Raw genomic sequence first — 24,975 nt, 5'->3', positions numbered from 1 at the left:
GGGTCAAGCCTTTCCTTCCAGCCGGACCCGCGGATCCAGAAGGGTATAACAGATATCGATGATGAAATTGAGGGCGACGAAGAGCAGCACCATCATCATCAGGTAGGCGACGATGACGGGGCGATCGAGAAGGTTGATCGAGTCGATGATGAGCTTGCCCATGCCCGGCCACGCAAAGATGCTTTCGGTGACGACCGAAAAGGCGATGAGTGAGCCGAACTCGAGCCCGATAATCGTCACCACCGGGATCATCAGGTTCTTGAGAACGTGCACGGAAATGATCCGCCGCTCTCGCAATCCCTTGGCGCGGGCAAACTTCACATAGTCCTGAGGAAGGACCTCCTGCACGCCGGCGCGGGTCAACCGAAGAATGAGCGACGTCTTGAATAGAGCCAGGTTGAAGGCCGGCAATAAAAGGTGCCGGATGCCGTCCCCGGTCAGAAACGACCATTGTACGCCAAGCAGCTCCTGCGTCGGGCCGCGGCCATTCGTCGGCAACCAGCCGAGCTCGACGGAAAACACCATGATCAGCATGAGACCGACCCAGAAGGTCGGAAGCGAGAAGCCCAGAATCGAGCCGCTCATGATGAGCTTGGAGGAGATCCGATTGGGGTAAAGCCCTGCATACAGCCCGAGCGGCAAGCCGAACAGCAGCGCGATGCCGAGAGCCGTGATCGCCAGTTCGAGCGTCGCCGGGAGACGTTCGAGTATCAGACCCAGCGCCGGCCGCCCATAAACGAAGCTGTTGCCGAAGTCCCCGTGCAGAAGCCCCTGCAGAAACAGCAAATACTGTCTCCACAGCGGCTGATCCAGACCGTAATGCGCGATGACGAGTGCCCGCTCCGCCTGATTGGCGTCCGGGTTGATGAGGATGTCGACCGGGTTGCCGATCACATTGACGCCGATGAAGACAATGATCGTCATCGCGACAATGACGAACAGCGCCTGTATCAACCGCCTGATAATGGATGTGACCATTGAACCTCTCCTACAGCGCCGCGCGTCTTTTCGAGAGCCGCAAAGGACGCTGTAACACTTTGAATCGACATCTTTGTTTTACGCATGTCGTTGTCGCAAAACCGCTGCGCACTTTTGCGCGACATGCTTTAGGCGACGGAAATCGCCATCCCGTCGCGCTGCGGATCGGCTGCGCCTTTCGAGATGCCGCCGTCAATCTTGATCGCGTGGACTGCGGCGAACGCATATGTCTGCGGCGACCGCGCCACCTGGTAGCCCTGCGCCCGCAGCTCGTTTTCGACAGAGTGTCGAATGCGATTGCAGATGTCGATCGTGTTTGACACCCCTACGATTCTCGGCGCCGAGACGGCTTCGAGCACGGACATGTCGAAATCGATCATGTTCATCAGGCATTGCGCAACGGCGGGGGCGATATAGCTGCCGCCCGGCGCTCCGATGACGATGCTGGGCTCGTCGCCCTTGAAGACGATCGTCGGTGCCGCCGAGCTCGGACGCCGCTTGCCGGGCGCGATGGAGCCGGGTTTGCCCGGAAGCGGATTAAAGCGGCTCATCGTGCCATTATACATGAAGCCGAGGCCATCGGTGATCGCGCCCGAGGGACTGCCGAGGGTGTGGGTCATCGCGACGGCATTGCCGTCCTTATCGATCACCGAGATGTGGGTGGTGTCACGCTGCGACCCATCAAGCCGCGAGACGCTGGCGATCTCACCCGCCTTGATCGCGCCGGCGTGCGCCTTCGCATGCTCTTTCGACAGCAGCCTTTCATAGGGCACGTCGACATAGGCGGGATCGCCCATATACGCGTCCTTGTCGATCGTCATCCGCTTCATGGCTTCGAACAGGATGCGGACATGATCGGCGCTGCCATGCTGCAGCGAACCGACGTCGAACTGCTCCATGATATGCAGGAGTTCCAGCATCGGGAAGCCCGAGCCTGGCGGAGGCGAGGTGGCGATGCGGTTGTCGCGATAGTCGCCCCAAACGGGCTTGACCTTCGACAATTCGTAGCGCGCCAGATCTTCCCGATCGATCAAGCCGCCATTTGCCTTGAAATCGTCGGCGATCTGTTCGGCCAGTTCGCCGTGATAGAAGATGTCCGAGCCGCCGCTTCGCGCGATGCGTTCGAGGGTCTCTGCGATGTCCTTGTTGACGAGCAGGTCGCCGACATTCTTGAGCGTGCCGTCGTCGTGGAAATAGACTTTCCGGCCCGTTTCAGAAAAGCGCAGCTTGTCGAGCGTGTTGGCAAAACCGTCGTTCGACTGGTCCTTGGCCCAGTACCAGTGCATGTGGTTTCGGATCATGAAACCGTTACGGGCAAGGCGAATGGCCGGCTTGATGAGATCGGCCCAATCGAAGGTGCCGTAGTCGCGCAGCGCGGTCTCATAGCCCTTGAGCGAACCGGGGGTGCAGACGGCAAGGTAGCCGATATCGGAAATATTGCCTTCAAGCACGTAGCCGAAGCCGTCGCGGCTCTGGTGCTTGATTTTGTCGAGCCACATGTCCGGCGCGGCCTTCAACGGCGCGCGCGCATAAAATTCGAGAATCTCGTGCACGCCCTTTTTCGGCATATAGACATGCATGGAGCCGAAGCCGCCAATGCCGGCCATTTGCGGGTCGACCACGCCCTGGACGAAAGCACAGGCGAGTGCTGCGTCGATGGCATTGCCGCCGCGCTCAAGAATTTCCGCGCCGGCTTCGACAGCTTCCGGCTGAGGCGCCACGATCGTTGCATTTCTCATTTCGCGCGCCGATCTTTCAACACCCTCGCCAGGAAGGCCTTGACGTTACCGAGAACTTTCATCCGGTCGTGAGAGACGCCCGGAACACGATCGAATGTCACATCGACACCCGCTTCGCGGAATGAGCTCGCCAGGGCGGCAAGCCGCTCGGGCCGCGTTTTGCCGGCATCGTTGGCGCCGTCCATATAGTATTTGCCACCTGGCTTATGCGTGATTTCCCAGGTCTCCAGATCGGCGTCGCCGACGATCATGTGCACCGGCACCTTGGCGAGATCTTCGGGCCGGAAGGCCTTGCCGAAGCGCGCCTCCAGATCCCGAATGCCGACCCACCAGTCACGCGTCGGATCCAGAAGGGTGACGGAACCAGGTGCGCCGATCGATGCCGCCCAGAGCTTTTCCGGATGCAGAATGGTGAAACGGTGCACGAAATGGCCGCCACCGGAGAAGCCGAACATCGCGAATTTGGACCAGTCCTGGCGGTATTTGTCGGCCATCTCCGCGACCATGGCAAGGACGACGCGATCGTAGCGGATGTCGCCTTCCTCAAGGAACTTGTAGCCGGAACGCGCGCCATCGCCGAGAACGCCAACCGGGAAGATCGGACAAAGGATGGCGCAGTCGTTGTAGAGCCCGAATTCGGCAAAACCGTCGCGGAAGTCGATGGCCGACGTACGGCCGGTGCCGTGGACCGCGACCAGAAGGTCGAGCTTGCGGCCATCTGCCGCCGTCGGTGGCACATAAAGCACCATATGCAGGCGGGGATCGGCCTGAGAGGCGAAGATGGCCGTCTGGCCATAGTCATAGATGGCCTTCGCCCGGGCGACGGCTTCGCCCGTTCCAAGTTCCTGCATGAATGTCTCCTGGGAGATGAAGAAAGGGACGGCCCTGGTGCGGCCCCATGCTGCTGTCTTAAACCGCGTCGCATCGAATGGATCGATGCGACGCACTTCAAATCTTTATTTGGCCCAAAACCGCTGCACGCTTTTGGGCGACATGCATTAGTCCGCCGGCTTCACGTCGTAAGCGAGCGTATATTTGTCGCCGCGCGGGGTGTAGGACACGGTCTTCTTTGCACCCAGCACGACGTTTTCGTAATGCATCGGGAGGAGCCAGAGGTTGTTGAAGGTTTCGGTCGACAGCGCCTCGAGCAGGGGCGCGCGTTGGGCTTCATCGAGCGTCGAACTGGCCTTTGCCAGTACCTCGTCGATCTTCGGATCGGACACGCCGCCGCCGTTATATCTGCCGGTCCCCTTTTTCTCGTCGCGCGTCGCGACGAGCGCAACAGTCGGATTGGTGGTTTCGCCGGTGTTCACGCCCCAGGAGCCGAAATAGGTGCTGTAGGTGCCCTTTGAATAGGCTTCCGAGTACATCGACCAGGGCAGGACCTCGACCTTCGATTTGATGCCGATGCGCGTGAACATCTGGCCGACCGCCTGCAGAACTTCGGCATCCTTGACGTAGCGGCCAGAGGGACCATGCAAGGTCAGGCTGAAGCCATTGGGATAACCGGCCTCGGCCAGAAGCGCCTTAGCGGCGGCAGGATCATAGCCCACCTTCTCGACTTTTTCGGAGTAGCCCGCATAGCCTTGGGCGACGAATTGATCGGCCACCGTGCCGTTCTTCTGCATGACGCGGTCGACGATTGCCGGGCGGTTGATCGACATCAACATTGCGCGACGCACCCGTTCGTCCTTGAGCGGGTTCTTGTCGAGATCGGAACCATCCGCAGCCTTCACGAAAGGCGAAACATCGCGGCTGACATCGAGGCCAAGATAAACGAAGCGGGAAGACAGGCCGTTGATGACTTGCAGATTATCGCTCGCTTCCACGCGTGCCATTCCATCGGCAGGAAGGGTTTCGACAATGTCGATCTCGTTGGAAAGAAGCGATGCCAGACGGGCGCCGTCATCGGGCAGGAAGCGGAGCGTGACGTTCGACCAGTGCGGGGGGCCAGCGAAATAGCTGTCATTGCGCTTCAAGGTCAGGCTGCTGCCTGGCGAATAGGAGACGAAGGAATAGGCCCCGGTTCCGATTGCACATTTGCCGTTGTCGAAATCTTGGACCGGCGCCTCCTTGCAGTCGGCGCTGATAATGCGAATTCGGCTGACGGAATTCAGCAGGATCGGATCCGGAACCTTCGTCTCGACGACGATGGTATAGGGATCCGTGGCCGTAACATTGACAATATTGCGGGTGTAGGAAGCAAAGCTCTGGCTGGGCTTGTCGCGGGCACGCAGAAGCGAAGCGATGACGTCATCGGCGTTGAACTCGCTGCCGTCATGGAATTTCACGCCCTTCCGCAGCTTGAATTCCCAGTGGGTCGGGTCGACGACCTTCCATTCGGTGGCGAGTTCCGGCGCATTTGCCGACGTTCCGGTGAGATTTATGAGGCTGTCCCAGATATGGCGCGAGGTCGCATTGTTTGGCGCCGAACTGTCTTCATGGGGATCCAGCGTCGTCGGTGTCGTCGACATCCCGATCGTCAGCGGGGCTTCCTGTGCCACGACCATTGCAGGAATAGCAATCGTTCCAAGCAGCCCAATCGCTGCCCGCGTCAATGTTGTTGCGGCCATTTCTTCCATTCCTGTTTAGCGTTCTTGGGCCGACCTTGCTTGGTCGGTACGAGCAGGTTCCCGTCCACTCTTGACACAAATTGGTAAGGGCGCCTCAAGGGGGCTGTCAAACGGAAAACAAGCGCGTTACGATAGGCGTAATATAAAATTATGCCCCTCCTTCAGCCTTGGTCGCGGAGAAAATTCTGGTCCCATGGACAAAAGACAATCATCAAAAAGCGATATCGTACAATCTGTTGACGTCTGCATCGAGGTATTGCTGAATGTCGCCAAAAACCCGGACATCAGACTGACCGAGGTGGCGCAAAACCTCGGGGAAACCAAGCCAAGAATTTTGCGGATGTTACGCACACTGGAACGGCGCGGCCTGGTGCGGAAGAGCGATACAGGCACTTACCGGTTGGGGACGACTGCGATCATTCTCGGGACCGCTGCCTCGACACAGGTTGATCTGGTGCGAATAGCCAATCCTATTCTTGAAGAAGTCGGCCAGAAGGCCAACGAAACGACCCAGCTCAGGATCATCGACAATGGCGAATCTCTGTGTATTGCAAAGTTCGAACCGATGCGCGACTTGCGGGTGCAGGCGATGATCGGTCGAAGACGGCCGCTCACGGCCGGCTCGTACAAGGTGCTTCTCGCCTATCTCCACCCCCAGGTGCAGCTGCAAATGATCCCCGAGACTTTACCGCGGCTGACCAAGCGCACGATCACCGATCGTGGCAAGCTGGTTGCTGAATTGGATAAGATCCGCCGCCAGGGATTTTGTGTGAGTTACGGTGAAGTCAGCGATCAACTCGTCTCCGTCTCGGTGCCGGTTCTGGCATTCGACGGATCGGTGATCGCCGCGGTGAATGTCGGCGCCCCGGCCTTTCGCACGCAAAAAAGCGATGTCGACCGCTTCATCGTTCTGCTGAAGGAGGCCTCCAGCAAGATATCGGCCCGCCTGGGATGGTAGAGCTTTTCGTTCCGCGCCATATCGGAAAGCCCCTTCTTTAAGCAAACTCAGGGGAAAAGATCGGGGAGTTCGGAGCGGGCGATGCGTCGCAACCTGACCGCTTCCGCCATGTCTATCGAGCGATAGGGAAACCGCAGACGGGTACCCACGGGTCCCCAATTGCCGATGGCGCTCAAAAGCTTGTCGAGAGCGGCATTCGAATAGCCAAACTCCTGCCGAAACGGGACGATATAGGCGTCCATAAACGTGCAGATGCGTCTTTCGAGATCGAGCGCGGCATCGAGTCCGTTTCGCATCGACACCGTCCAGATCTGAGCACCGCGGGGGCTAAGACAGGACACATTGGAAAAGGAGCCTGCCGCAACGCCCTCCTTAGTGCCGGTTGCGAGATGATGGCCGGGGACGAAGAGCGAAAGCCCGGTCAAATGCCGGCGTGCCTCGGCATACCATGAGGCATCGCCATCGGCGAGCTTGATGCCGATCACCTCAGGCACTGCCGCACAGATCGCGCCGAGTTCCTTTAGTGCCAGCACGCGTTTTGCATGCGGCGGATTGTAGAGGATGAGCGGAATTCCGTCGGCAGCCTCGGCTGCTCGTTTCAGGAAGCCAATCGCTTCGGCATCGGTAAGCGGCCACCAGTCGGGCAATATGACCTGAATGGCGCGGGGATCGAGCGCGGCGGCGCGGCGGACGCGATTGAGCATGATCAGCGGGTCGGGCTGGCAGGCGCCGATCACGAATGGCATGGAGGAGGCGTTGCAGCGTTCGGCCAGCATTGCCTGGATCCTGTCGAATTCCTCCTCAGTCTGATTGTGGAATTCGCCGGCGGTGCCGTTCGAATAGATGCCGTCGACGCCGGCATCGATGAGGGTGTCGATCTCCTCGCCGAGCTCGTCGAATTCGATGCTGTCATCGGCTGCGATCGGCAGAAGCAGGCTCGCCCAGTTTCCGCCGATGGTAGAATGCGGCGTCTTCGCGTTCATCTGTTTTCCCCGGTGGATGACGGATCAGTCGAGGTCGTCGCGAATGCAGGCCTTGAAATGGCTGGGCGCGATTTCCCGCAATTGCGGAACGGTGCCGGCGCAGGCCTCGAGCGCGCTCGGACAGCGCGTGCGAAAAACGCATCCGCTCGGCGGATTGGCCGGGCTTGGAATATCACCCTTCAGGATCTGCCTGTTACGGCGGGCATCCGGATCGGGTGAAGGAATCGCCGAGAGCAGCGCGCGCGTATAGGGATGCTGCGGCCTCGCGTAGAGATCGGCACTCGGCGCGATTTCCATGATGCGGCCGAGATAGAGGACGATCACCCTGTCGCAGATATATTCGACGACGGCCAGATCATGCGAGATGAACAGCATGGTCAGGCCAAGCCGCTGCTGCAGCTCGCGCAGCAGGTTGATCACCTGCGCCTGGATCGATACGTCGAGTGCCGAGACCGGCTCGTCGGCGACGATGAATTCGGGCTGCAAGGTCAACGCCCGGGCGATGCCGATGCGCTGGCGCTGGCCACCGGAAAATTCATGCGCGTATCGATTGATCGCCTCAGTGGGTAGATCGACCTCTGCCAAGGCCGACTGTGCCCGTTCGAGCCTGTCGCGGGTGGTGCCGATCCCCTGGATCTTCAGGCCCTCGGTCAGGATCTCGCCGATCGTCATGCGCGGCGACAGGCTGGCGAAGGGGTCTTGGAAAATATACTGCATGCGCCGCCGTTGCCGCCTGAGCGCTGCGGCGGAAAGTGCGGTGAGTTCATTCCCGTCGAAGCGGACGCTGCCTGACGAAGGTTCGACGAGCCGGAGGACGGAACGCCCGATCGTGGTCTTTCCGCTGCCGGATTCACCGACAAGCCCCACCACTTCACCCTTGCCAATATCGAAGGAGATGCCCTCAAGAATATTCAGCCGCGTGCCGCGGGAGGTATAATGTTTCGAAAGGTCGCGGACGGAGAGGAGTGGCGCGCTCATCTAGATCTCCTGCCATCTGATGCAGCGGCTGTGGTGCTGCGGATTGACCTGTTCGAGCGCGGGAATGGCCGCGCGACAGGCATCGACGGCGAATTTGCAGCGCGGGGAAAAGGCGCAGCCGCTCGACATGTTCATCAGGCTCGGAACCATGCCGGGAATGGCGGCGAGTTTTTCGCCCGCGTGTTTCATCCGCGCGGCGTCACCCAGGCGCGGCATGGAGGCAAGAAGACCCATCGTGTAGGGATGCTTCGGATTGAGGAAAACCTCGCCGACCGGCCCTTCTTCAACGATCCGCCCGGCATACATCACCGCGACGCGATGGGCGATTTCGGCGACCACGCCGAGATTGTGGGTGACGAAGAGCATGGCCATGCCGCGCTCGCGCTGCAGCTTGAGCAGCAGATCGAGAATCTGCGCCTGGATCGTCACATCGAGCGCCGTGGTCGGCTCATCGGCAATCAGCAGCGCCGGATCGCAGGCGAGCGCCATGGCGATCGTGGCGCGCTGCCGCATGCCGCCCGACAATTCGTGCGGATATTGGCCGGCGCGGCGTCGGGCGTCCGGTATGCCGACGCTTTCAAGCAAGGCGACGGCTGCATCCATCGCCGCCTTGCGGCCCGCCCCACGATGGATGCGGATCGGCTCGGCGATCTGGTCGCCGATCGTGAAAACGGGATTGAGGCTCGACATCGGCTCCTGGAACACCATGCCGATGTCGTCGCCCCTGATCCTGCGCATGTTCTCTTCATCAAGAGAAACAAGATCCCGAACCGTGCCGCCCCTCGTCATCAGGCGGATGCTGCCTGCGGCGATCACACCGATGTTGCGGGTGAGCAGCCGCATGACCGACAGGCTGGTGACCGACTTGCCGGAGCCGGATTCGCCGACGAGCGCCAGCGTCTCGCCGGCAGCAACGGTCAGGTCGATATCGTTGACCGCCGTGATCTCGCCGCCGCGGATGCGGAAGATCGTTCGCAATCCCCTGATGTCGAGTACCGGTTCGGTCGCCTGTTGCATCGGCCGGCTCAGTTCAGCAGGCCGGTTGCGCGCAGGATCTCGTCGATCCGTGCGGTTTCGGCATCGTTGAGGGAGGCGCGCGGCCGCGGCATGACGGCGCTGTCGATGATGCCGAGGCTCTGCATGGCGGCCTTGAAGGCGCCGATGCCCGCTGCGCCGCCGCTGACACGGCCCTGTGCGACCCAGACGATTTCGAACAGGCGGCAGAGCCGTTCCTGCTCCTTCCTGGCGGCGGCCCAGTCGCCGCGCTGGGCGGCATCCCAGAGCCTGACATAGCCGTGCGGATCGACATTGGCGATGCCGGGAACGACGCCGTGGGCGCCCATCAGCAGGGCGGTGTCGACGACGATCTCGGAGCCGGTCATCAGGAAAACGTCCTTGTGCTCGGCAAGGTCGAGGAGCGCATAACGGAAATTACCGTCGTCGCCGCTGGAATCCTTGAGGCCGATGATGGCGCCTTCCCTGGCCAGCGTGACCACGGTCTGGCGCTGCAGCTTGACGTGAACGCAGACGGGAATGTCGTAGGCGATCAGCGGGATGTCGACCGCATCTCTGACATAACGGAAGTGGTCGAGGATCTCGGACTGGCTGGTGACCGTATAGAATGGCGCCGTGACCACCACGGCGTCGGCGCCGGCGGCCTTTGCGACCTTCGAATGGGCCACCACCCGATCGGTGGTCGGATCGATGACGCCGACGATCAGCGGCACGCGGCCATTCACCACCTTGGCCGAATGCTCGATGATTTCGCGTCTGGTCTTTTCGTCATGGAAGATGACTTCGCTCGTCGACCCCAGCACGAACACGCCGTGGCAGCCGGCATCGATCAGATGTTCGAGCACCCTGGTATAGGAAGGGTAGTCGACGGTCAGATCCGGATTGAGCGGCGTTACGACGGGAGGGACGACACCCTTGAATTTGGTCATTTTCGCTTCTTTCGGTTGTCAGTTCAGTTCGGCACGCGGGTCGAAGGCATCTCTGAGGCCATCGCCGATGAAGTTGATGGCAAGCACGGCAAGGATCAGCGCGCCGCCGGGGAAGAGCCATTGCCACGGATATTGTTCGAGCACAGCCGTCGAGCGCGCCGCATTCAGCATATTGCCCCAACTGGCCGCCGGCGGGGCGATGCCAAGACCGAGGAAGGACAGACCTGCCTCGAGCAGGATGGCATTGGCAATCTGCAGCGTTGCGTAGACCACGAGAATATCAATCGAGTTCGGCAGCCCATGGCGAAACAGCAGATGTCCGATGCCGGCGCCCATGCCGCGGGCGGCCATGACGAAGTCGCGCTCACGCAATTCCAGCAGCCGGGAGCGGATCATGCGCGCCAGCAGCGGCCACGAGAGCAGCGAGATGACCAGCACGGTCGGCCAGATGCCGGTGCCGGCAATCGAGGCGAGCACAAGCAGGAAGATGACGGGCGGCAGGGTCATCACCAGATCGACGAAGCGCATCGAGATCGCGTCCGTCCACCGTCCCGCAAGCGCCGAGATGGCCCCGAAGAGAAAGCCGATGACTGCGGAAAATGCGGTCGATGCAACGGCGACCAGCAGCGAAATCCGACCGCCTTCGAGCACGCGCGCAAAGACATCGCGACCGACGCCGTCGGTTCCGAACCAGTGCGTTGTCGTCGGGCCGCTGTTCATCGCCAGAAGATCGATGTCGTTCGGCTGGAAAGCCCACCATAAAGGATAGGAAAGGATCAGCAGCAGCATCGGAACAGCCATGCAGACGCCGGCAACCGCTGCGCGGTTGAGTAGGAAACGGCTAAAGGCGCGGGCAAGCGGCCCCGGGCTGCGGCGTTGGGGGGAGCGTGCCAGCATGGTCAGCCCACCTTGATGCGCGGGTCGACGACCGCATAGGTGATGTCGGTCAGAAGATTGACCAGGATAACGCAGGTGCCGATAACGAGCGTCGCTCCCATGATGACGGGATAGTCGCGGGTCTGCACCGCATCGACGAGCAAAAGCCCCATGCCCGGCCAGTTGAAGACGCTCTCGATGAAGATGGCGCCGCCGATGGCAAGCCCGATGGTCGAGCCGATCAGAGTGACGATCGGAAGAAGCGCATTGCGCAAGGCATGCTTGGCGATGACCCAGAACTCGCGAACGCCCTTGGCGCGCGCCGTGCGCACGTAATCCTGGTTCAGGACTTCCAGCAGCGAAGCGCGCATGTAACGCATGATCAATGCGGCTTGCGCGACGGACAAAAGGGCGGCCGGCAGGATCAGATGGTGGAGGAGATCACCGATCGAGAATTCTTCGCCCGGCGTCAGCATGCCGCCCGACGGCATCCAGCGCAGGCGGACGGAGAAAATATAAAGACCGATCAGCGCGCTGAGGAATGCCGGGCTTGAAATGCCGGCAAGTGCAACAACCGATAAGGAGAGATCGGCAAGCGAATTGCGGCGGACGGCGCCGATCACCCCGCAGGCAATCCCGATGACGATGGCAAAGGCAAGTGCGGTGCCCATCAACAGCACCGTCGGCCCGATCCGCGACAGCACCAGACCGAGAACCGGCTGGTCGAGGCGCTTGATCGAATAGCCGAGATTGCCCGTCACTGCCTGCTGCAGCCAGCCCAGATACTGGACGGGCAGCGGCTGGTCGAGCCCGAGGTTTCTGCGCAGATCGGCAAGATCCGACGGCGACATCGGCAGGTTCGGATCGATATAGGCATCGATCGGATCGCCGGGTGTCAGGCGCAGCAACAGGAAGATCAGCATGCTCAGGGCAACGAGCATGCCTACCCCTATGATCAGGCGTCTAAGACTATATCGGAGCATCGTCAATCCGTCTCGTCGGGCCGTCTCGTCGGGCCGTCTTATCAGACCGTCCTGTCAGGGTGGCCGAAGCGACCCTTGAGCCTTTGCGGAAACGCCTATTCGGCGAGCGACCATTTCTGCGGGTCGGCCTGGTAGGGGCCACCACCCGGCGCCGGCGTCCAGACGAAATCCTTCGCCTTGGTCGAGACGATGCCGTAACGGTTTGCCACCCAAAGCGTCGCCCAGGGAAGGTTCGCGTTCATCACCTTGCAGACGTCCTGGTAGTCCGCATCCCGCTTGGCGCTGTCAGGCTCGGCAAGCGCGCTATCCAGTGCCTTGGTCAGGTCAGGCATGCGAACCCTGGCGACGTTCGGTCCGGCCGGAGGGATCTGCTTCTCGTTGAGGCCGACATTGATGCTTCCGGCATCCGGCCCGTTTTGCAGCCCGGCATAAACCATCTGGAACTGGGCAATATCCGGCGTCGCATTGAGCACGATGCTGTTATAGGTCGGCGCATCGACGGCGCGCGGGACGATGTTGATGCCGACCTGAGCAAGCATCGCCTGGACTGCGGCAAGCACGTTGGTCGCCAGCGGCGTGGTGTAATAGGTCAGAAGCGTAATCGGTTTGCCGCCGTTGAGCTGGTCCCAGCCGGCGTCCTTCAGCAACTTCTTGGCCTTCTCGGGATCGTAGGCATAGGTGTCGATGCCCTGGGGTATCAGCTGTTCGGCGACATAGGCGCAGTTGGCTGGCTTGGCCGCACCGCCATAGAGGCTTTGAATGATGGCGTCGCGGTTGATCGCATACATCACCGCCTGGCGGACGCGTAGATCCTTCCAGATCGGGGAATCGTGGTTGAAGCCGAGATAGTTGACGACGAAAGAATTGCCTTCGATGACCTTGAAGTCCTCGTTGTCCTTGAAGGTCGGCACGTCGTTGGAATCGACATAGGTGAACTGGATCTCGCCGGATCTCAGCGCCGCGATCGCCGCGGCCGGGTTGGCGAAATAGCGGTTGATGACGCGTTCCAGTGCGGGTTTGCCACCGCGATAATCGGTGTTTGCGGCAAGCTCGACATACTGATCCGAGACGTATTTGGTGAATTTGAACGGCCCGGTGCCGATCGGCGCGGTCGACCACCACGTGTTCTTCGCCAGCTGCTCGGCCGGTATCGAGGCGAGCGCATGCTCGGGCAGCATCATCACCTTGGTCATCGTGTCGAGAAAACTGCTGCTGGGTGCACCGAGCTTGATGACGACCGTGTGATCGTCCGGCGTCTCGACGGATGATATGCCCTTCAGCCGGGCGGCGAGCACCGAGCCGGTCTTTGCATCAATCGCAAGGCCTATGGTGAATTTCGCATCCTTGGCGGTGAAGGGCTTGCCATCATGCCATTTGGCGTCCGCCAGCTTGAACGTGTAGGCCATCTGATCCGCGCTGACCTCGTAAGAGCTTGCCAGTGCACCGACGACCTTCTGCAGCTTCTCATCATAGGTGATCAGCGGTTCGTAGTAGATGCTGAGCCAGGTGAAACCGGCGGTCGCCGCAAGCGGATTGAAGTTGCCCTGGAAGCCTCCGGGGCCGACATCGAAGCCGCCGGACAGGGTGGCTGCCTGAGCCTGGATCGTAGCGCCCGAAACGACAAGAGCCGGAACGGCTGTTGTCGACAGCAGGGCGCCAAGCGCGATAGCGGATAATCTAGACAGTCTTTTCATGTGTTCCTCCCACGTTTGAACTTGTCTTGTTGTTGGCAATCACCCGAGCAATACCCTCGTAATGACGATCCAGGCGTCTGCGCGCCTCCTCCAGATCCTTTGCCTCGATCGCATCGACGATCGCGGCATGATCGCGCCACGTCGCCATCGGATCGGTATTCTCAAGATTGACGAAATCCGATGCCTTGTAGAAGGCGAGCCAGAAGACATCGATCAACCGTACGAGCGTCTCATTGTCCTGGCAGCGAAACAGTAGCCGGTGGAACAGTTGGTCGTCTGCCGCGAAGGTTTCACCGCGCTCGGCATGGGTGCGCATTCGATCGACGGTGGCGCGCAGTTCGGCGATGTCCTCCTCGCCGATCACATCGATCGTCTTGCCGATCAATCCCACTTCCAGCGTACGTCGGATTTCGAGAACCTCCTCGATCTGCCGTAGGGCGCCGCCGAGGCCGTAAGCGAGGTTGTCGAGAAGCGGCTCGAAGGAAAAGGCCTTCACGAAAATGCCGACGCCGCGTCGTGTCTCCAGCACGCCGAGCGATTCCAGCGCCTTGATGCCTTCCCTCAGCGAATTGCGACTGACACCGAGCTGGGTGGCAAGCTCTCCTTCCGCCGGAAGCAAGGTTCCAGGGGCAAGGCCATTATCGTCGATATAGGCGCGCAGACTTTCCTGCACGGAGACGTGCAAAAGCGGTGCGCGCGTCAGCGGCTTCATCGATTTCAATGTCATGCCGGGTCGCTTTCTCATATCGCCGATAAGATGCCTGTTGCATATATACTTGTAGGATATCTGTCAAATGGTCAGGTTGATAGTGGTGCGTCTGGCAAAGTCGTTGCGGCCACATCGCCCGTGAAAAATAGCGTCCGGCGAGAGCCCTTCACACTTCGATGTCCGGATTTTGCAGTTGAAACACACGGTTGGGCGTCGTGCCGAGCCTCGGTGATGCGTGCAACCTGTTCGGGAGTACGGACGCTGTGGATTTGATCAACAAAAGATGACTAAAATAATCATCTTATGTTGACAAGGCTTCTTTCGCTCCATAGTTTCCGCCCGCATCCGTGAGGTAGGGACCAAGAATGGCGCGTGTTTTTTTGAATGTTTCTAATGTTATACCGCGAATTTACAGGAATAGCCTGTTTGCCACGACAGCTCTGATCGCGACCGGCATCGCAGCCTTACCGGCTGCCGCCCAGAGCGCGTCCACAGCTGACACCGCAACGGCGCTGGAACCGATCGTCATTCAAGGTGCAGCCTCTGATAGCAAGACCGACCGGACGTCGGTCACCGCCAAGAACAGTTCGGGCGCGACCAAGATCAGCACGCCGCTCGTCGAAACGCCGCGGTCCATCTCGGTCACCACCGAGAAGGAAATCGAGCAGCGTGGCGCCCAAAGCATCATCGAGGCAGTGCGTTATTCGGCCGGTGTGACGACCGGGCCGAACGGCTTTGATCCGCGGTTCGATCAGATCTTCATTCGCGGCTTCAACGTCACGACGGTCGGCGACTATCGTGACAGCCTGCGCCAGCCCTATATCAATTACGGCATGTTCCGCACCGATCCCTATCAGTTGCAGCGCGTCGAGGTGATCAAGGGACCGGTTTCCGTTCTCTACGGTTCGGGATCGCCGGGTGGCCTCGTCAACAAAATATCGAAGCTTCCGACCGAGGAGCCGATCCGCGAAGTCGGCATTACCTACGGCACCAAGGACCGGTTGCAGGGGATGTTCGATTTCGGCGGGCCTATCAGTGAGGGCAACGACGATTTCCTCTATCGCATCGTCGGTCTCGCCCGCCGCGGCGACACCAATTTCGATATTGCCGACGACCGCTATTTCCTGGCGCCGTCGTTTACCTGGAAGCCTGACGAGGGCACGACTTTCACGGTGTACGGTCTGGCGCAATCGGACGAGACCGACTCCAACGTCGGCGCGATCACCACCGCGGGTGGTAAGATTCTCGACATCAGGCAGAGCGACCCCGACTACGACTACCAGAAGGTCCGTCAGCAGCAAGTCGGCTATCAATTCGAACACGAATTCGACAACGGCCTGACATTCCGCCAGAACCTGCGTTATTCGCATCTCGATCTCAGGGCTCGTTACCTCGGCGTTTCCAGCTGGACCGGGACCGTCGCGCATCGCAACGCAAGTTCGATCCGCGACGAGATGAATGTCTTCCAGATCGACAACCAGCTCGAGGCGAAGTTCGATACCGGCCCGCTTGCCCACACGATGCTGTTCGGGCTCGACTACACCAATCTCCAGTCAAACTGGGGCTACGGCATCGGCGCCGTCAATTCGGCATTCGATTTCGATATCGCCAATCCAACCTATGGCGTCTCGGGAGCCACGCCGGCCTATAACTTCATCGTTGCCGATGCCGATATGCGGCAGGTCGGCGTCTACGCGATGGACCAGATCGAGGCCGGCAATTGGCGCTTCAATCTCGGTGGCCGCCAGACCTGGGTGAATCAGACGCGTGATACGATCTATCCCTCCTTTGGTCTGAGCGACTCCGAAGACGTCGACAAGAGTGCCTTCTCCTGGCAGACCGGCGCCCTTTACCTCTTCGACAACGGCATTGCGCCCTTCGTTTCCTATGCGACTTCGTTCGATCCGGTGACCAATCGGTCGACATCCGACAAAATCCTCGAGCCGACAGAGGGCGAACAATACGAGCTCGGCGTGAAGTACCAGCCGCCCGGCACCGATATCCTGCTGTCGGCGGTCGCCTATTACATCGTCGAAAAGAACAAGCCGGTGCTGGTCAATGCGTTGACCCTTGCCTATGACTCCCTTGGCGAGGTGACGGGAAAGGGCATCGAGCTTGAAGCTCGTGCGGCAGTGGCCGATGGTCTCGATATCATTGCGGCCTACACCTACAACCATTCCGAGGTGACGGAGGGCGACAACGAGGGCAACACTCCGGCCGTCACGCCTGCGCATGTCGCAAGCCTCTGGGCCAACTATACTTTCCAGGAAACCAATCCCTTCAACGGCCTGTCGGTCGGCGCGGGTGTCCGCTACGTCAGCGAGAATTGGACGGATACCGCCAATACCTCGAAGAACCCATCGGGCTTTTATATCGATGCATCCGCCGCCTATGATTTCGGGGCGGTCGACAAGAAATACGAGGGGCTGACGGCGGCCTTCAATATCCGCAACATTGCCGACGAGCGCGACACGGTCTGCAACGAAGGCTTCTGCTATCTCGGCCAGGGCCGCAACATGACTGGGACACTGAAGTATCGCTGGTAAGGCTCGCCGCCAAGACAGCGGGCCGCCTCGGCCGCCCGACTTCGATTGCGGTCCTCCTATCGCCCGCCCGGCCGTCCACCTTGACGGCCTGGTGGGCGATAGGATTCGTTTGGCCAAACAGGATTGCCACCTCGAAATCGCCCGGCGGAAATTCTGCTGCCTGCGCTATAACCTGCCGGGCATCAACCACTGCGGCGAAGCCTGGCCCCGCTGCCGGACGGGCGCCATTCGGTCACGTCCACCATCGGCGGGTGATAAAGCCTGCGTTATCCGAGGCATCAAAACGAACACTTTGCAATTCATGCCCGCCGGCGCAGTACGATGAGCAACATCGGGGCTCCCACAAGAGCCGAGATCAACCCGGCGGGGATCTGATAGGGAAAGGCGATCATCCGCCCCGTCCAGTCGGCGATGACGAGAAGGGCGGCCCCGATGAGGGCGGCTGCGAGGAGTTGGGCGGCGGGCCGGCGAAGACCGAGCCCATGGGCAAGGTGCGGCGCCATCAAGCCGACGAAGCTCAAGGGGCCGACGACGAGCGTTGCCGCCGCCGTCATGATCGCCGAGAGCCCGAACAAAACCGCGCGTGCCGGAACGATCCTGAGGCCGAGTTCGCTTGCCGTCTCGGGTCCAAGCTGCAGTAGCGCAAGCCAGCGGTTGGCAAGAAAGGCTGCGGCCAGACAGCCGAGCGCGATCAGAAGGGCGCTTGCCGCCACCGCATTGTCGACGAAATAGGTCGAGCCCGCCATCCAGCGTACCAGCGCCAGGCCTCGCGGATCGCCGCTCGCGGCAAGGACGCCGACCCCGGCGTCGAGTATCGCGCCGAAGGCGATGCCGGCCAGCAGCACACGGTTTGGGCCGAAGCCGGAACGGGCGCTCAAGAGGAAGATCAGCGTCAGCACGGCAAGGGATCCGCCGCCGGCAAAGGCAAGCTGGACCGCCAGGCCGGGTGCCGCAAAGACAAACATGGCGGCCGCAACGCCGAGCGTTGCCCCAGCCGAGACGCCAAGCACCTCGGGGCTCGCCATTTCGTTTCCGGTCAGCCGCTGCAGGATCAGTCCCGTCACGCCGAGCACGGTCCCGGCCCCGAATGCGGCGCCGACCCGCGGCAGCCGCAGGGGAAGGATTTCGTCCCAGGAGGCGGTCGGCAGCCAGGCCCAGGCGCCGTCGGGTGCACGGCCGAAGAAGATCGCGGCAATTGCCAAGATGATGACCAGGACGAGCAAAGCAGCAAAGGACGCCATTCTGTTGTTGGTTGCATGTTGGGATGCCGCCACGCGGGGCAGTGCGCGCGAGGCCGTGGCGAGGCGGGGGAGAAGCGCAATCAGGATCGGGCCGCCGAGCAGTGCCGTCACTGCCCCCGTCGGCACGAAATCGCCTGGAGCAACAAGCTTGATCGTCTGATCCGTCAGGAGGAGAAGCCCGGCGCCTGCAACGGGCGACCAGATTAATTGGCTGAGGATCCGCCTGGCGCCGGCGAGCCGCACGATCTGCGGCGCAACCAGCCCGATGAAGCCAATGACACCGACGGCACTGGTGACGAGGGCGCTGAGCGCGATGGCAATCACCAGCATCAAACTCCGCGCCCATTTGATCGGCAGGCCGAGGCTCGTTGCGCCGGCATCGCCGAGCTGGCTCAGCGCCAGGGGCCTCGTGGCCAGAAAGGCAAGTGCCGCCAGCAGCGTCACTTTCGGCAGCAGCGACGCCGGGATCACCCAGCTCTGCTGCGACAGCGATCCGGCACCCCAGATGAAGATGCCTGAGAGATATTGGTCGTTCATCAGCACCAGGATGGCCGCCGCCGCCCCGCACCAGAGGCCGACGATCATGCCTGAAAGGATGAGAGAAAAAGGCGAAAAGCCATGCCGGGCGCTGATTGAAAAGATGGCCAAGGCGGCAGCAGAGCTGCCTGCAAGCGCGACCGCGTCCCGGCCCCACCCTCCGAGCGAGGGAACAGCGAGCATGACCGAAACCAGCGCCAGATTGGCGCCCGTTGAAATGCCGAGCGTCGTCGGCGAGGCCAGCGGATTGCGCAGCACCTGCTGCAGGATCGTGCCGGAGAGTGCGAGTGCGGCGCCGGCAATCAGCGCCGTCGCCATGCGCGGCAGCGTCGAATAGAGGAGGAGAAGGCGCTCGGCATCATAACCGCCGGTCGCCTCGAGATGGGGGAGTGCCGCCCAAATCTCCCTTACGGCAAGGGCCAATCCGGAAAAGAGCAGGAGGCCCGCAAGTACGGGTGCGCCGAAGTGAGACAATCTGGCCTTCATCGGGCTGAGGCCTCCAGGGTATCGACGACCAGGGTCGAAAACCGCAGCGCCTCCTCAACCATTCCGAACATCAGAACGCCTGGAATGACCGAGAGCCGCTGACGCTTGACGAAGGGAAGGCTGGTCCAGAGCGGGCTTTCGGAAAGCTGGGTCAGGACGTCGGGTGGAAGCAGCGGCGAAACGATGATCAGATGCGCGTCTTCGCCGAGCTCGGCGAGCTGTTCTAGGCCGATCGTCTGAAATCCCCAGTAACTGGCCTCGCCCTTCCAGGCATTCTCAAGGCCGATGCGCTTCATGGCGCCGCTGAAAAGCCCGGGGCCGCCGTAGATGCGCGCATGCCTGTTGTCGATGAAGTTGATGACGGCGACCGGAGGCGCAGACAGGTTTTTTGTCCGCTCCCGCAACCGATCGAAAGTGGCATCGGCGTGGGATAGAAATGCCTTTGCTTGCTCTGCCCGTCCGATCATAGCGCCGAGCCGCAGCGTTTCGGCGTAGGAGCAGTCGAGCGCCTCGTTCTGTTCGGCGTAAATGGTGAACCTCTCCACCGGCGCGATCCGCGACAGTTTTTCGTCCAGTGCCGCCAGGAAAGGGGTGCTGAGAATGAGCGACGGCCGGATGCTGGTGAGCACCTCGAGATTGATTTCCGACGTGGTGCCGAGGTCGATGACGCCTGTCGGCATCGTCGGCACGACCACCCATTCCGACCAGTTTCTCAAGGAAACGACGGCGCGTGGCGTCTGGCCGAGCGCAAGCATCGTCGATGCCAGTCCATAGTCGAGCGAAACGACCGCGCCATCGCCAGCGCGCACGATCGCGGGTGCGCTGGTCATTGCCAGCGCGCCAAGCAGAAAGTCTCGTCGTCTCAACGCGTCGTCTCACCTGCCTGAACGCCGGCGAGTGGCTTGACCATGAACAGGCACGGGTGGTCCTCGTGCCATAGCTTTGCAAAGACCTCCGCGCTGATAAAGCCGTTCCGGTCATAGAAGCGCCGCGTCGCCTCGAATTGCGGCTCTTCGCGGTCGCGCGGGGCGAGCGTCTTGACCGTCAGCAACCGGGCACCCGCTTCATGGCTGAATCGTTCGGCTTCGTCGATCAGATGACGTCCGGCGCCGCGGCCGTGATGTTCGGGTCGTGTCGCGATCAGCGCGATTTCGACGGCGCCGGGCAGGTGCGGCTTCAGGGCCATCAACGCGGTGACGACATCGGCTTCGACATAGCCGAACACCGGCAGGTCTTCTATCGCCTCGGCACTCGCCGCGATGACCTCCGGTTCTGAGAACCAATCAGGCAAGGCCCCCATGATCGAGCGGCAAAGCTCCGCCTTGCCCGTCAGGATCTCAACTGTCTTTCCCATTTTTTCTCGCTTTCACTCCGTCGAATTAAACTTGACTCCTATTATCAGCTTAAAATAGACACTGCAATCAAGTCGTGTACTTTTCCTCCCAAAAAGGAGCGCCACGACCGCATCGACAGCAACGACAGAGCCTGATTTTCCATTTGTAAAAAGGGTACAGGACAATGCAAGCATTGCATCGTGATGTGAACGGAAATGCCGTGGTCAACGCCATGATCGAAAACAAGGACAAACTCCTTAAAACGATTGAAAGCGTTGTCAAATCAAGGTCATATTCCGAGGATATCTTTCAGGATGGAGTCATAAAAGCCTACGGGGTCAATATCGAAGGCATTCGTTGCCCGATCGGTTATGCGTTCCGGATGGTCTATAATCTCGCACTCGACGAGAGCCGCCGCCGCCGTCAGCAGATGAACAACTATAGGTCGATCGATCAAGTTCAGGAGATCACGGCTCCGATCCCCACCGTGCTCGACCAGCTTGTCGCTGCCGAGACCCTGCGCGATGTGCTTGCCTCGCTCGAGGCCTTGCCGAAGCGAACCAACGATGCCTTCATTCGCCACCGCCTCAACGGCGTGCCGCAGAAGGATATTGCCGCCGAACTCGGCGTCTCAAGGACCCTCGTCAACTTCATGATCAAGGCGGCAGAGGAACATTGCCATCTGGCGATCGCCGAACCTGCTCTCCGCCCTGATCATGCGCACCGACAAGAGCCTACCGTTTTGCCGCGTGCAGCGCCTGCTGCAAATCGCTCCACAGCAGTTCCGGCTCTTCCAGACCAACGGCGAAACGAACCGTCTGCTCGCTCACGCCGAACCGGATGAAGGAGGTCATCCGGTCGGGGATCTGCAGCGCCACCTTGGCGGGGACCACCAGCGTCTCCGGTCCTCCCCAACTGACACCGAGGCGGATGTCGCGAAGGCTGTTCACAAAACGTGCGACATCGATATCGGGATTGAGGTCGAAGGCAAATAGCCCGGCATAGCCCGACAGCGTCGCCCGGCCGGGATGATCCTGAAAGGCCGGGTGGCGGACGCGCGCGATTGCCGAATGCGCCTTCAGCCGATCCGCCAGCAGCAGCCCGCTGCGCTCATGCTCCTTGAGCCGAACACGCAGGGTGCGCATGCCGCGCAGCAAGAGCCAGGCCTCGAACGGCGAGAGCTTGGCGCCGACATAGGGATAGGAGGTCGAGTTGATCCTGGCGATGGCCTCCTTCGAGCCGACGACGACGCCGGCGACCGTATCGCTGTGGCCGCCGAGATATTTCGAGGCGGCGTGAATGACGATATCGACGCCATGCTGGATCGGCTTCTGAAAGAGCGGCGTCGCCCAGGAATTGTCGATGATGGTGGTAACGCCGGCCTCCTTTGCCATGGCCGACAGCGCTGCAATGTCCTGCAGCTCGAAGACGAAGGATGTGGGGTTTTCGAGGTAGAGCAGCTTGGCGCCGGAGAGCGCTTTGCGCACCTCGTCATGGTCGGCAGGATCGACGAAATCCACTCCGACGCCGAGCCGGCCGAGCAGCTTCACCAGAAGGCGGTAGACATCATTGTAGAGATGGCGGACCGCAACGACCCGGTCGCCGGCCTGCACGAGGCTCAGGATTGTCGAGGTAATGGCGGCCGTTCCGCTCGAGAAGGCACGTCCATCCTCTGCGCCCTCGAGGCGGGCGACAAGCAGTTCGAATTCGCGAACGGTCGGATTGTCGCCGCGCGAATAGATGTAGTTGCGCGTGCGGCCTGCGAAAACATCCTCCATCGCCTCGTAACTGTCATAGGTGAACAGCGACGTCTGGAAGATCGGCGGCGACACGGCGTTGAATGCCGCCGGATCGACAGGCGTAAAGAGATCGTCGGCGACCGTATGGGCGGCAAGGTCGTGCGGGTTGATCGACTGGTTCATGGTCATCCTCTCATGGACAAAAGCTGGGAGTGGCACGGATGGAGTTCAGTGATCGCCTGAGCGTGCCGAGCGACCTCGCTAGGCAGACGGCCGACAGCATGCCGGTCAGGGCGGAGGCCAGGAACATGGCGGCCAGCAGGCCTGAAAAGCCGAAGAGCGGCGGCAGGAGCGCAAGCAGCGGAAGGAGCAGATATCCATTCTGCGCCAAGCCGATGGCAGTCGCCGCTTTCGGTCGGCCCTGAGCCTGGAAAAGGATCAGCACCGTTTGCCGCAGGCCGAACAGCAGGAGTGGAAGATGGGTGGCGACGATCGCTTGTCCCGCGATCCCGATCGCTGTCGCATCGTCCGTGAAGAACGAGGCAAGCTCTTGGGAGAAACCGATCGCGGCCAATCCATAGGCGCCGCTCACTGCACTGGTGACCGCCGTCAGGATGCGGGCTGCCGAAAGCACCCTGGCCATATCGCCTCGACCCCAGGCAAAGCTTAAAATGGACTGAGCCCCGAGTGAAATGCCAATAACGGGGAGTGTTCCAACAGCGAGCAGCCGCAAGGCAATCCCGATGCCGGCAATGCCGGCTTCCCCGTGATAGGTGGCGGCGAGCGACACCAGGATCGCAATCGCGCTCGCGGTTGTCAGACTGGTCAGCGTCGTCGGTGCGCCCACAGCAAGGACAGGTCTGAGAGTGCGGATATCTGCCAACCGCCAGTCAAGCGTCAGCCGGACCGTCCCAAGCCGTCTGATGTGGTAAACACCATAGATCGAAAGCGCGACAAGCTGGGACAGGATGGTGGCGATTGCCACGCCCTGCAGGCCGAGGCCGAAACCGAAAATCATGATCGGATCGAGAATCATGTTCAGCGCAAAGCAGGCGACCAGCGTCCACATGCTGAAGCGTGCGTTACCCTCGGCGATCGCCAGGAAATCGAGAATGATCTGCGCCATCGTCAGCGGCACCGAAATCGCAATGATCATCAAGTAGTGCTGTGCGAGCGGCTGGAGGGCTGGCGTGGCGCCGAATAGCAGTAGATCCGGGAATGCGACGATGGCGATCGTACTTGCCGCGCCGAACACGACCCCGGCCGCAAGGCTGATCGAAGCAATGGCACCGGCCCGCGACCGGTTGCCGGCGCCGAGCAGCCGCCCGACCTCGGTTGCGACGCCGACACCGATTCCTTCGCCAAAGGCGGCGATTAGCATCAGGATCGGCAGGACGATCATGATGGCGGCGATCTGGTCTTCGCCGATCATGCCGACGAAGATCATGTTGATCGTGTGATGCGCGGCATTGATCGACAGGCCGAACATGGCCGGCAGTCCAAGCCGTAGCAGCAGCCTGAGAAGATGGGGGCTGGCAAGATCCTCAGGTGCGAGGCGCCGTTTGCGGAGGCTGCCGCTCATCTCGCTCATGTCGTTCATGATGCCGGCACCCAGAGATGGTCGCCGAAGAAACGCTCGCGGGTCAGCATCACGAGCAGCGCTCGCTTGTGCGGAAAATTGAAATGCTTGACCTTGGCAAAGCCCGAGCGATCGAGGTTGCGGATCTGCTGCTCGTGACTGGCGCGCGGCTCGCCGACGATGCGCCTAGTGCGCGGATCGTCGAGGAAGATGAAATGCATCAGCGAGGGAAGCCATGCGCTGATCCATTTCTTGCCGCGATAGTCGGGCTCGCCGATCGCCACGTGCCACCCACGATCGTAGTCGTCGGCGTCGTAGAAGGGACCGAGCCGGTTTTCTTTGGCCCAGTAGACTTCGAAATAACCGAAGGGGATGTCTGCAAAACTGCCGATCAGCGGCAGGACATGCGGATCTGCGATCCGTTCCTGCAGGATCTCCCGGTGCTTGTCGCGCGAGCCCGCATCCTCCCAGATCGTGTTGACTTGTTCGTCGTTCATCCAGCGGTGAAAGATGGCGAGATCGGTCTCAGGGTCGGCCACCCTGAAGGTGATATCGCGTTCCAGCCAGGGGATGAACCGCCGGTAAACCGTGCCCTTCGGCTTTGCCGGCCGGCGCGGATGATAGCGGCCCGCCGTTATCTCCTGCACGGGCGGCAGCGGATAGGAGAGCTGCGGCAGCCACAGCGACGGCCATTGCCACAGGATCTCTGAATCCAGCCTGCCGCCGGCGCCCGAAATATGCGATGGGAGGCTGGTCTGATGCCCCTCGAAGACGATTGATTTGATCGAGCGATCTTCTGCCGTCACGGCTTCGGCCGCCGCCATCAGAAGCTCCGCCGATCGCGAGGAATCACCATGGTAGAAGGTCAGCGTCGCGGTGCCGCCCTCGACCTCGAACGCGGCCTCGTGGTGCCCGTGTGCGGTCTTCAGATGGATGAGATTGGGTGCAAGGCTGATGTAGCTGCGCGACGGCAGAACGCGCCCTTGTTTGGCGGCGTCGAAATCCATGATGTTCTCCTTGGCCGATAGGGGTTTTTGATGCCGCGAGCATGAAGCCCGCTCTTGTGCCTATTTGGTAGAATGACGATCCATCTCCGGGC

General features: G+C 61.0%; 21 protein-coding genes. 3 read left to right on the top strand and 18 right to left on the bottom strand.

What is annotated here, in order from left to right; all coding sequences use genetic code 11:
- Positions 1 to 3: 3 nt before the first annotated feature.
- From RCCGE510_RS27885 to RCCGE510_RS27870, 4 genes are all read right to left on the bottom strand, one after another.
- Positions 4 to 978 (bottom strand): ABC transporter permease, encoded by a 975-nt coding sequence (locus RCCGE510_RS27885; RefSeq protein WP_007635809.1) that lies wholly within the window; start codon positions 976 to 978, stop codon positions 4 to 6.
- 128 nt (positions 979 to 1,106) lie between these two features.
- Complete coding sequence (gene ggt / locus RCCGE510_RS27880; protein ID WP_007635807.1) at positions 1,107 to 2,717, bottom strand: gamma-glutamyltransferase; 1,611 nt, start codon at positions 2,715 to 2,717, stop codon at positions 1,107 to 1,109.
- Positions 2,714 to 3,568: a hydrolase gene (locus RCCGE510_RS27875; RefSeq protein WP_037079860.1), complete on the bottom strand. Its 855-nt coding sequence runs from the start codon at positions 3,566 to 3,568 to the stop codon at positions 2,714 to 2,716. The genes ggt and RCCGE510_RS27875 overlap by 4 nt, the downstream gene beginning before the upstream one ends.
- A 147-nt stretch (positions 3,569 to 3,715) precedes the next feature.
- A complete protein-coding gene (locus RCCGE510_RS27870; RefSeq protein ID WP_037079857.1) occupies positions 3,716 to 5,290 on the bottom strand; it encodes an ABC transporter substrate-binding protein in 1,575 nt (524 codons plus the stop codon).
- A gap of 193 nt (positions 5,291 to 5,483) precedes the next feature.
- Between RCCGE510_RS27870 and RCCGE510_RS27865 the strand changes: the two genes are divergently transcribed.
- On the top strand, positions 5,484 to 6,248 hold the full coding sequence (locus tag RCCGE510_RS27865) for an IclR family transcriptional regulator (RefSeq protein ID WP_007635802.1): 765 nt from the start codon (positions 5,484 to 5,486) through the stop codon (positions 6,246 to 6,248).
- Between the two features lie 47 nt (positions 6,249 to 6,295).
- On the opposite strand, the gene RCCGE510_RS27860 is transcribed toward RCCGE510_RS27865, so the two are convergent.
- The 8 genes from RCCGE510_RS27860 to RCCGE510_RS27825 all read right to left on the bottom strand — a co-directional run bounded on the left by RCCGE510_RS27860 (position 6,296) and on the right by RCCGE510_RS27825 (position 14,432).
- On the bottom strand, positions 6,296 to 7,231 hold the full coding sequence (locus RCCGE510_RS27860) for a dihydrodipicolinate synthase family protein (RefSeq protein WP_007635800.1): 936 nt from the start codon (positions 7,229 to 7,231) through the stop codon (positions 6,296 to 6,298).
- Positions 7,232 to 7,255: 24 nt separating this feature from the next.
- Positions 7,256 to 8,209 carry an oligopeptide/dipeptide ABC transporter ATP-binding protein gene (locus RCCGE510_RS27855; RefSeq protein WP_007635798.1) on the bottom strand — a complete coding sequence of 318 codons (954 nt, stop codon included), beginning with the start codon at positions 8,207 to 8,209 and terminating at the stop codon, positions 7,256 to 7,258.
- A complete protein-coding gene (locus tag RCCGE510_RS27850; RefSeq protein WP_007635795.1) occupies positions 8,210 to 9,226 on the bottom strand; it encodes an ABC transporter ATP-binding protein in 1,017 nt (338 codons plus the stop codon). It lies immediately after the preceding gene.
- Between the two features lie 8 nt (positions 9,227 to 9,234).
- Positions 9,235 to 10,152, bottom strand: a complete 918-nt coding sequence (locus RCCGE510_RS27845) for a dihydrodipicolinate synthase family protein (protein ID WP_007635794.1) — start codon at positions 10,150 to 10,152, stop codon at positions 9,235 to 9,237.
- Between the two features lie 18 nt (positions 10,153 to 10,170).
- On the bottom strand, positions 10,171 to 11,049 hold the full coding sequence (locus RCCGE510_RS27840; protein ID WP_037079853.1) for an ABC transporter permease: 879 nt from the start codon (positions 11,047 to 11,049) through the stop codon (positions 10,171 to 10,173).
- Between the two features lie 2 nt (positions 11,050 to 11,051).
- Positions 11,052 to 12,011 (bottom strand): ABC transporter permease, encoded by a 960-nt coding sequence (locus tag RCCGE510_RS27835; RefSeq protein ID WP_007635789.1) that lies wholly within the window; start codon positions 12,009 to 12,011, stop codon positions 11,052 to 11,054.
- Between the two features lie 95 nt (positions 12,012 to 12,106).
- Positions 12,107 to 13,705, bottom strand: coding sequence for an ABC transporter substrate-binding protein (locus RCCGE510_RS27830; protein WP_007635787.1), 1,599 nt, complete (start codon positions 13,703 to 13,705; stop codon positions 12,107 to 12,109).
- Positions 13,689 to 14,432: a FadR/GntR family transcriptional regulator gene (locus tag RCCGE510_RS27825; protein ID WP_007635785.1), complete on the bottom strand. Its 744-nt coding sequence runs from the start codon at positions 14,430 to 14,432 to the stop codon at positions 13,689 to 13,691. Before RCCGE510_RS27825 ends, RCCGE510_RS27830 begins: the two co-directional genes overlap by 17 nt.
- Positions 14,433 to 14,779: 347 nt before the next feature.
- Between RCCGE510_RS27825 and RCCGE510_RS27820 the strand changes: the two genes are divergently transcribed.
- Entirely contained in the window at positions 14,780 to 16,960 is a 2,181-nt protein-coding gene (locus tag RCCGE510_RS27820) for a TonB-dependent siderophore receptor (protein ID WP_007635783.1), read from the top strand.
- A 299-nt stretch (positions 16,961 to 17,259) separates the two neighbouring features.
- Here the strand turns inward: RCCGE510_RS27820 and fhuB are convergent, their stop codons facing one another.
- From fhuB to RCCGE510_RS27805, 3 genes are read right to left on the bottom strand one after another with little or no spacing between them, the layout of a single operon-like run.
- Positions 17,260 to 19,224, bottom strand: coding sequence for a Fe(3+)-hydroxamate ABC transporter permease FhuB (gene fhuB, locus RCCGE510_RS27815; RefSeq protein ID WP_007635781.1), 1,965 nt, complete (start codon positions 19,222 to 19,224; stop codon positions 17,260 to 17,262).
- Positions 19,221 to 20,054 (bottom strand): iron-siderophore ABC transporter substrate-binding protein, encoded by an 834-nt coding sequence (locus tag RCCGE510_RS27810; protein ID WP_007635780.1) that lies wholly within the window; start codon positions 20,052 to 20,054, stop codon positions 19,221 to 19,223. Before RCCGE510_RS27810 ends, fhuB begins: the two co-directional genes overlap by 4 nt.
- 32 nt (positions 20,055 to 20,086) lie before the next feature.
- The gene (locus RCCGE510_RS27805; RefSeq protein WP_007635778.1) at positions 20,087 to 20,578 is read right to left on the bottom strand and encodes a GNAT family N-acetyltransferase; all 492 of its coding nucleotides are present in this window, start codon (positions 20,576 to 20,578) and stop codon (positions 20,087 to 20,089) included.
- Between the two features lie 164 nt (positions 20,579 to 20,742).
- Here RCCGE510_RS27805 and RCCGE510_RS33810 point away from each other — a divergent pair, with 164 nt between their 5' ends.
- On the top strand, positions 20,743 to 21,402 hold the full coding sequence (locus RCCGE510_RS33810; protein WP_081525792.1) for a sigma-70 family RNA polymerase sigma factor: 660 nt from the start codon (positions 20,743 to 20,745) through the stop codon (positions 21,400 to 21,402).
- Here the strand turns inward: RCCGE510_RS33810 and RCCGE510_RS27795 are convergent.
- Genes RCCGE510_RS27795 through RCCGE510_RS27785 form a run of 3 tightly spaced genes read right to left on the bottom strand, consistent with a single transcriptional unit; the run spans position 21,293 to position 24,883 of the window.
- The gene (locus RCCGE510_RS27795; protein ID WP_007635776.1) at positions 21,293 to 22,480 is read right to left on the bottom strand and encodes a PLP-dependent transferase; all 1,188 of its coding nucleotides are present in this window, start codon (positions 22,478 to 22,480) and stop codon (positions 21,293 to 21,295) included. The genes RCCGE510_RS33810 and RCCGE510_RS27795 overlap by 110 nt on opposite strands.
- A 10-nt stretch (positions 22,481 to 22,490) precedes the next feature.
- Positions 22,491 to 23,897: an MATE family efflux transporter gene (locus RCCGE510_RS27790; RefSeq protein ID WP_007635775.1), complete on the bottom strand. Its 1,407-nt coding sequence runs from the start codon at positions 23,895 to 23,897 to the stop codon at positions 22,491 to 22,493.
- Positions 23,894 to 24,883, bottom strand: coding sequence for a GNAT family N-acetyltransferase (locus tag RCCGE510_RS27785; protein ID WP_007635774.1), 990 nt, complete (start codon positions 24,881 to 24,883; stop codon positions 23,894 to 23,896). The genes RCCGE510_RS27790 and RCCGE510_RS27785 overlap by 4 nt, the downstream gene beginning before the upstream one ends.
- Positions 24,884 to 24,975: the final 92 nt, after the last annotated feature.

Source organism: Rhizobium sp. CCGE 510 (genome assembly GCF_000292525.1).
In the GTDB taxonomy this organism is placed as follows: domain Bacteria; phylum Pseudomonadota; class Alphaproteobacteria; order Rhizobiales; family Rhizobiaceae; genus Rhizobium.
Note: the sequence above shows the minus strand (reverse complement) of the source record. Positions and strands in the feature narration are given on the sequence as shown.

Bases quoted from the DNA above. Each gene is read 5' to 3' on its own strand.
- RCCGE510_RS27790 (WP_007635775.1), bottom strand. From the start codon at position 23,897: ATGAACGACATGAGCGAGATGAGCGGCAGCCTCCGCAAACGGCGCCTC.
- RCCGE510_RS27885 (WP_007635809.1), bottom strand. From the start codon at position 978: ATGGTCACATCCATTATCAGGCGGTTGATACAGGCGCTGTTCGTCATT.
- RCCGE510_RS27785 (WP_007635774.1), bottom strand. From the start codon at position 24,883: ATGGATTTCGACGCCGCCAAACAAGGGCGCGTTCTGCCGTCGCGCAGC.
- RCCGE510_RS27860 (WP_007635800.1), bottom strand. From the start codon at position 7,231: ATGAACGCGAAGACGCCGCATTCTACCATCGGCGGAAACTGGGCGAGC.
- RCCGE510_RS27830 (WP_007635787.1), bottom strand. From the start codon at position 13,705: ATGAAAAGACTGTCTAGATTATCCGCTATCGCGCTTGGCGCCCTGCTG.
- RCCGE510_RS27855 (WP_007635798.1), bottom strand. From the start codon at position 8,209: ATGAGCGCGCCACTCCTCTCCGTCCGCGACCTTTCGAAACATTATACC.
- ggt (WP_007635807.1), bottom strand. From the start codon at position 2,717: ATGAGAAATGCAACGATCGTGGCGCCTCAGCCGGAAGCTGTCGAAGCC.
- RCCGE510_RS27820 (WP_007635783.1), top strand. From the start codon at position 14,780: ATGGCGCGTGTTTTTTTGAATGTTTCTAATGTTATACCGCGAATTTAC.
- RCCGE510_RS27810 (WP_007635780.1), bottom strand. From the start codon at position 20,054: ATGACCAGCGCACCCGCGATCGTGCGCGCTGGCGATGGCGCGGTCGTT.
- RCCGE510_RS27835 (WP_007635789.1), bottom strand. From the start codon at position 12,011: ATGCTCCGATATAGTCTTAGACGCCTGATCATAGGGGTAGGCATGCTC.
- RCCGE510_RS27840 (WP_037079853.1), bottom strand. From the start codon at position 11,049: ATGCTGGCACGCTCCCCCCAACGCCGCAGCCCGGGGCCGCTTGCCCGC.
- RCCGE510_RS27795 (WP_007635776.1), bottom strand. From the start codon at position 22,480: ATGAACCAGTCGATCAACCCGCACGACCTTGCCGCCCATACGGTCGCC.
- RCCGE510_RS33810 (WP_081525792.1), top strand. From the start codon at position 20,743: ATGCAAGCATTGCATCGTGATGTGAACGGAAATGCCGTGGTCAACGCC.
- RCCGE510_RS27870 (WP_037079857.1), bottom strand. From the start codon at position 5,290: ATGGCCGCAACAACATTGACGCGGGCAGCGATTGGGCTGCTTGGAACG.
- RCCGE510_RS27845 (WP_007635794.1), bottom strand. From the start codon at position 10,152: ATGACCAAATTCAAGGGTGTCGTCCCTCCCGTCGTAACGCCGCTCAAT.
- RCCGE510_RS27875 (WP_037079860.1), bottom strand. From the start codon at position 3,568: ATGCAGGAACTTGGAACGGGCGAAGCCGTCGCCCGGGCGAAGGCCATC.
- fhuB (WP_007635781.1), bottom strand. From the start codon at position 19,224: ATGAAGGCCAGATTGTCTCACTTCGGCGCACCCGTACTTGCGGGCCTC.
- RCCGE510_RS27850 (WP_007635795.1), bottom strand. From the start codon at position 9,226: ATGCAACAGGCGACCGAACCGGTACTCGACATCAGGGGATTGCGAACG.
- RCCGE510_RS27805 (WP_007635778.1), bottom strand. From the start codon at position 20,578: ATGGGAAAGACAGTTGAGATCCTGACGGGCAAGGCGGAGCTTTGCCGC.
- RCCGE510_RS27825 (WP_007635785.1), bottom strand. From the start codon at position 14,432: ATGACATTGAAATCGATGAAGCCGCTGACGCGCGCACCGCTTTTGCAC.
- RCCGE510_RS27865 (WP_007635802.1), top strand. From the start codon at position 5,484: ATGGACAAAAGACAATCATCAAAAAGCGATATCGTACAATCTGTTGAC.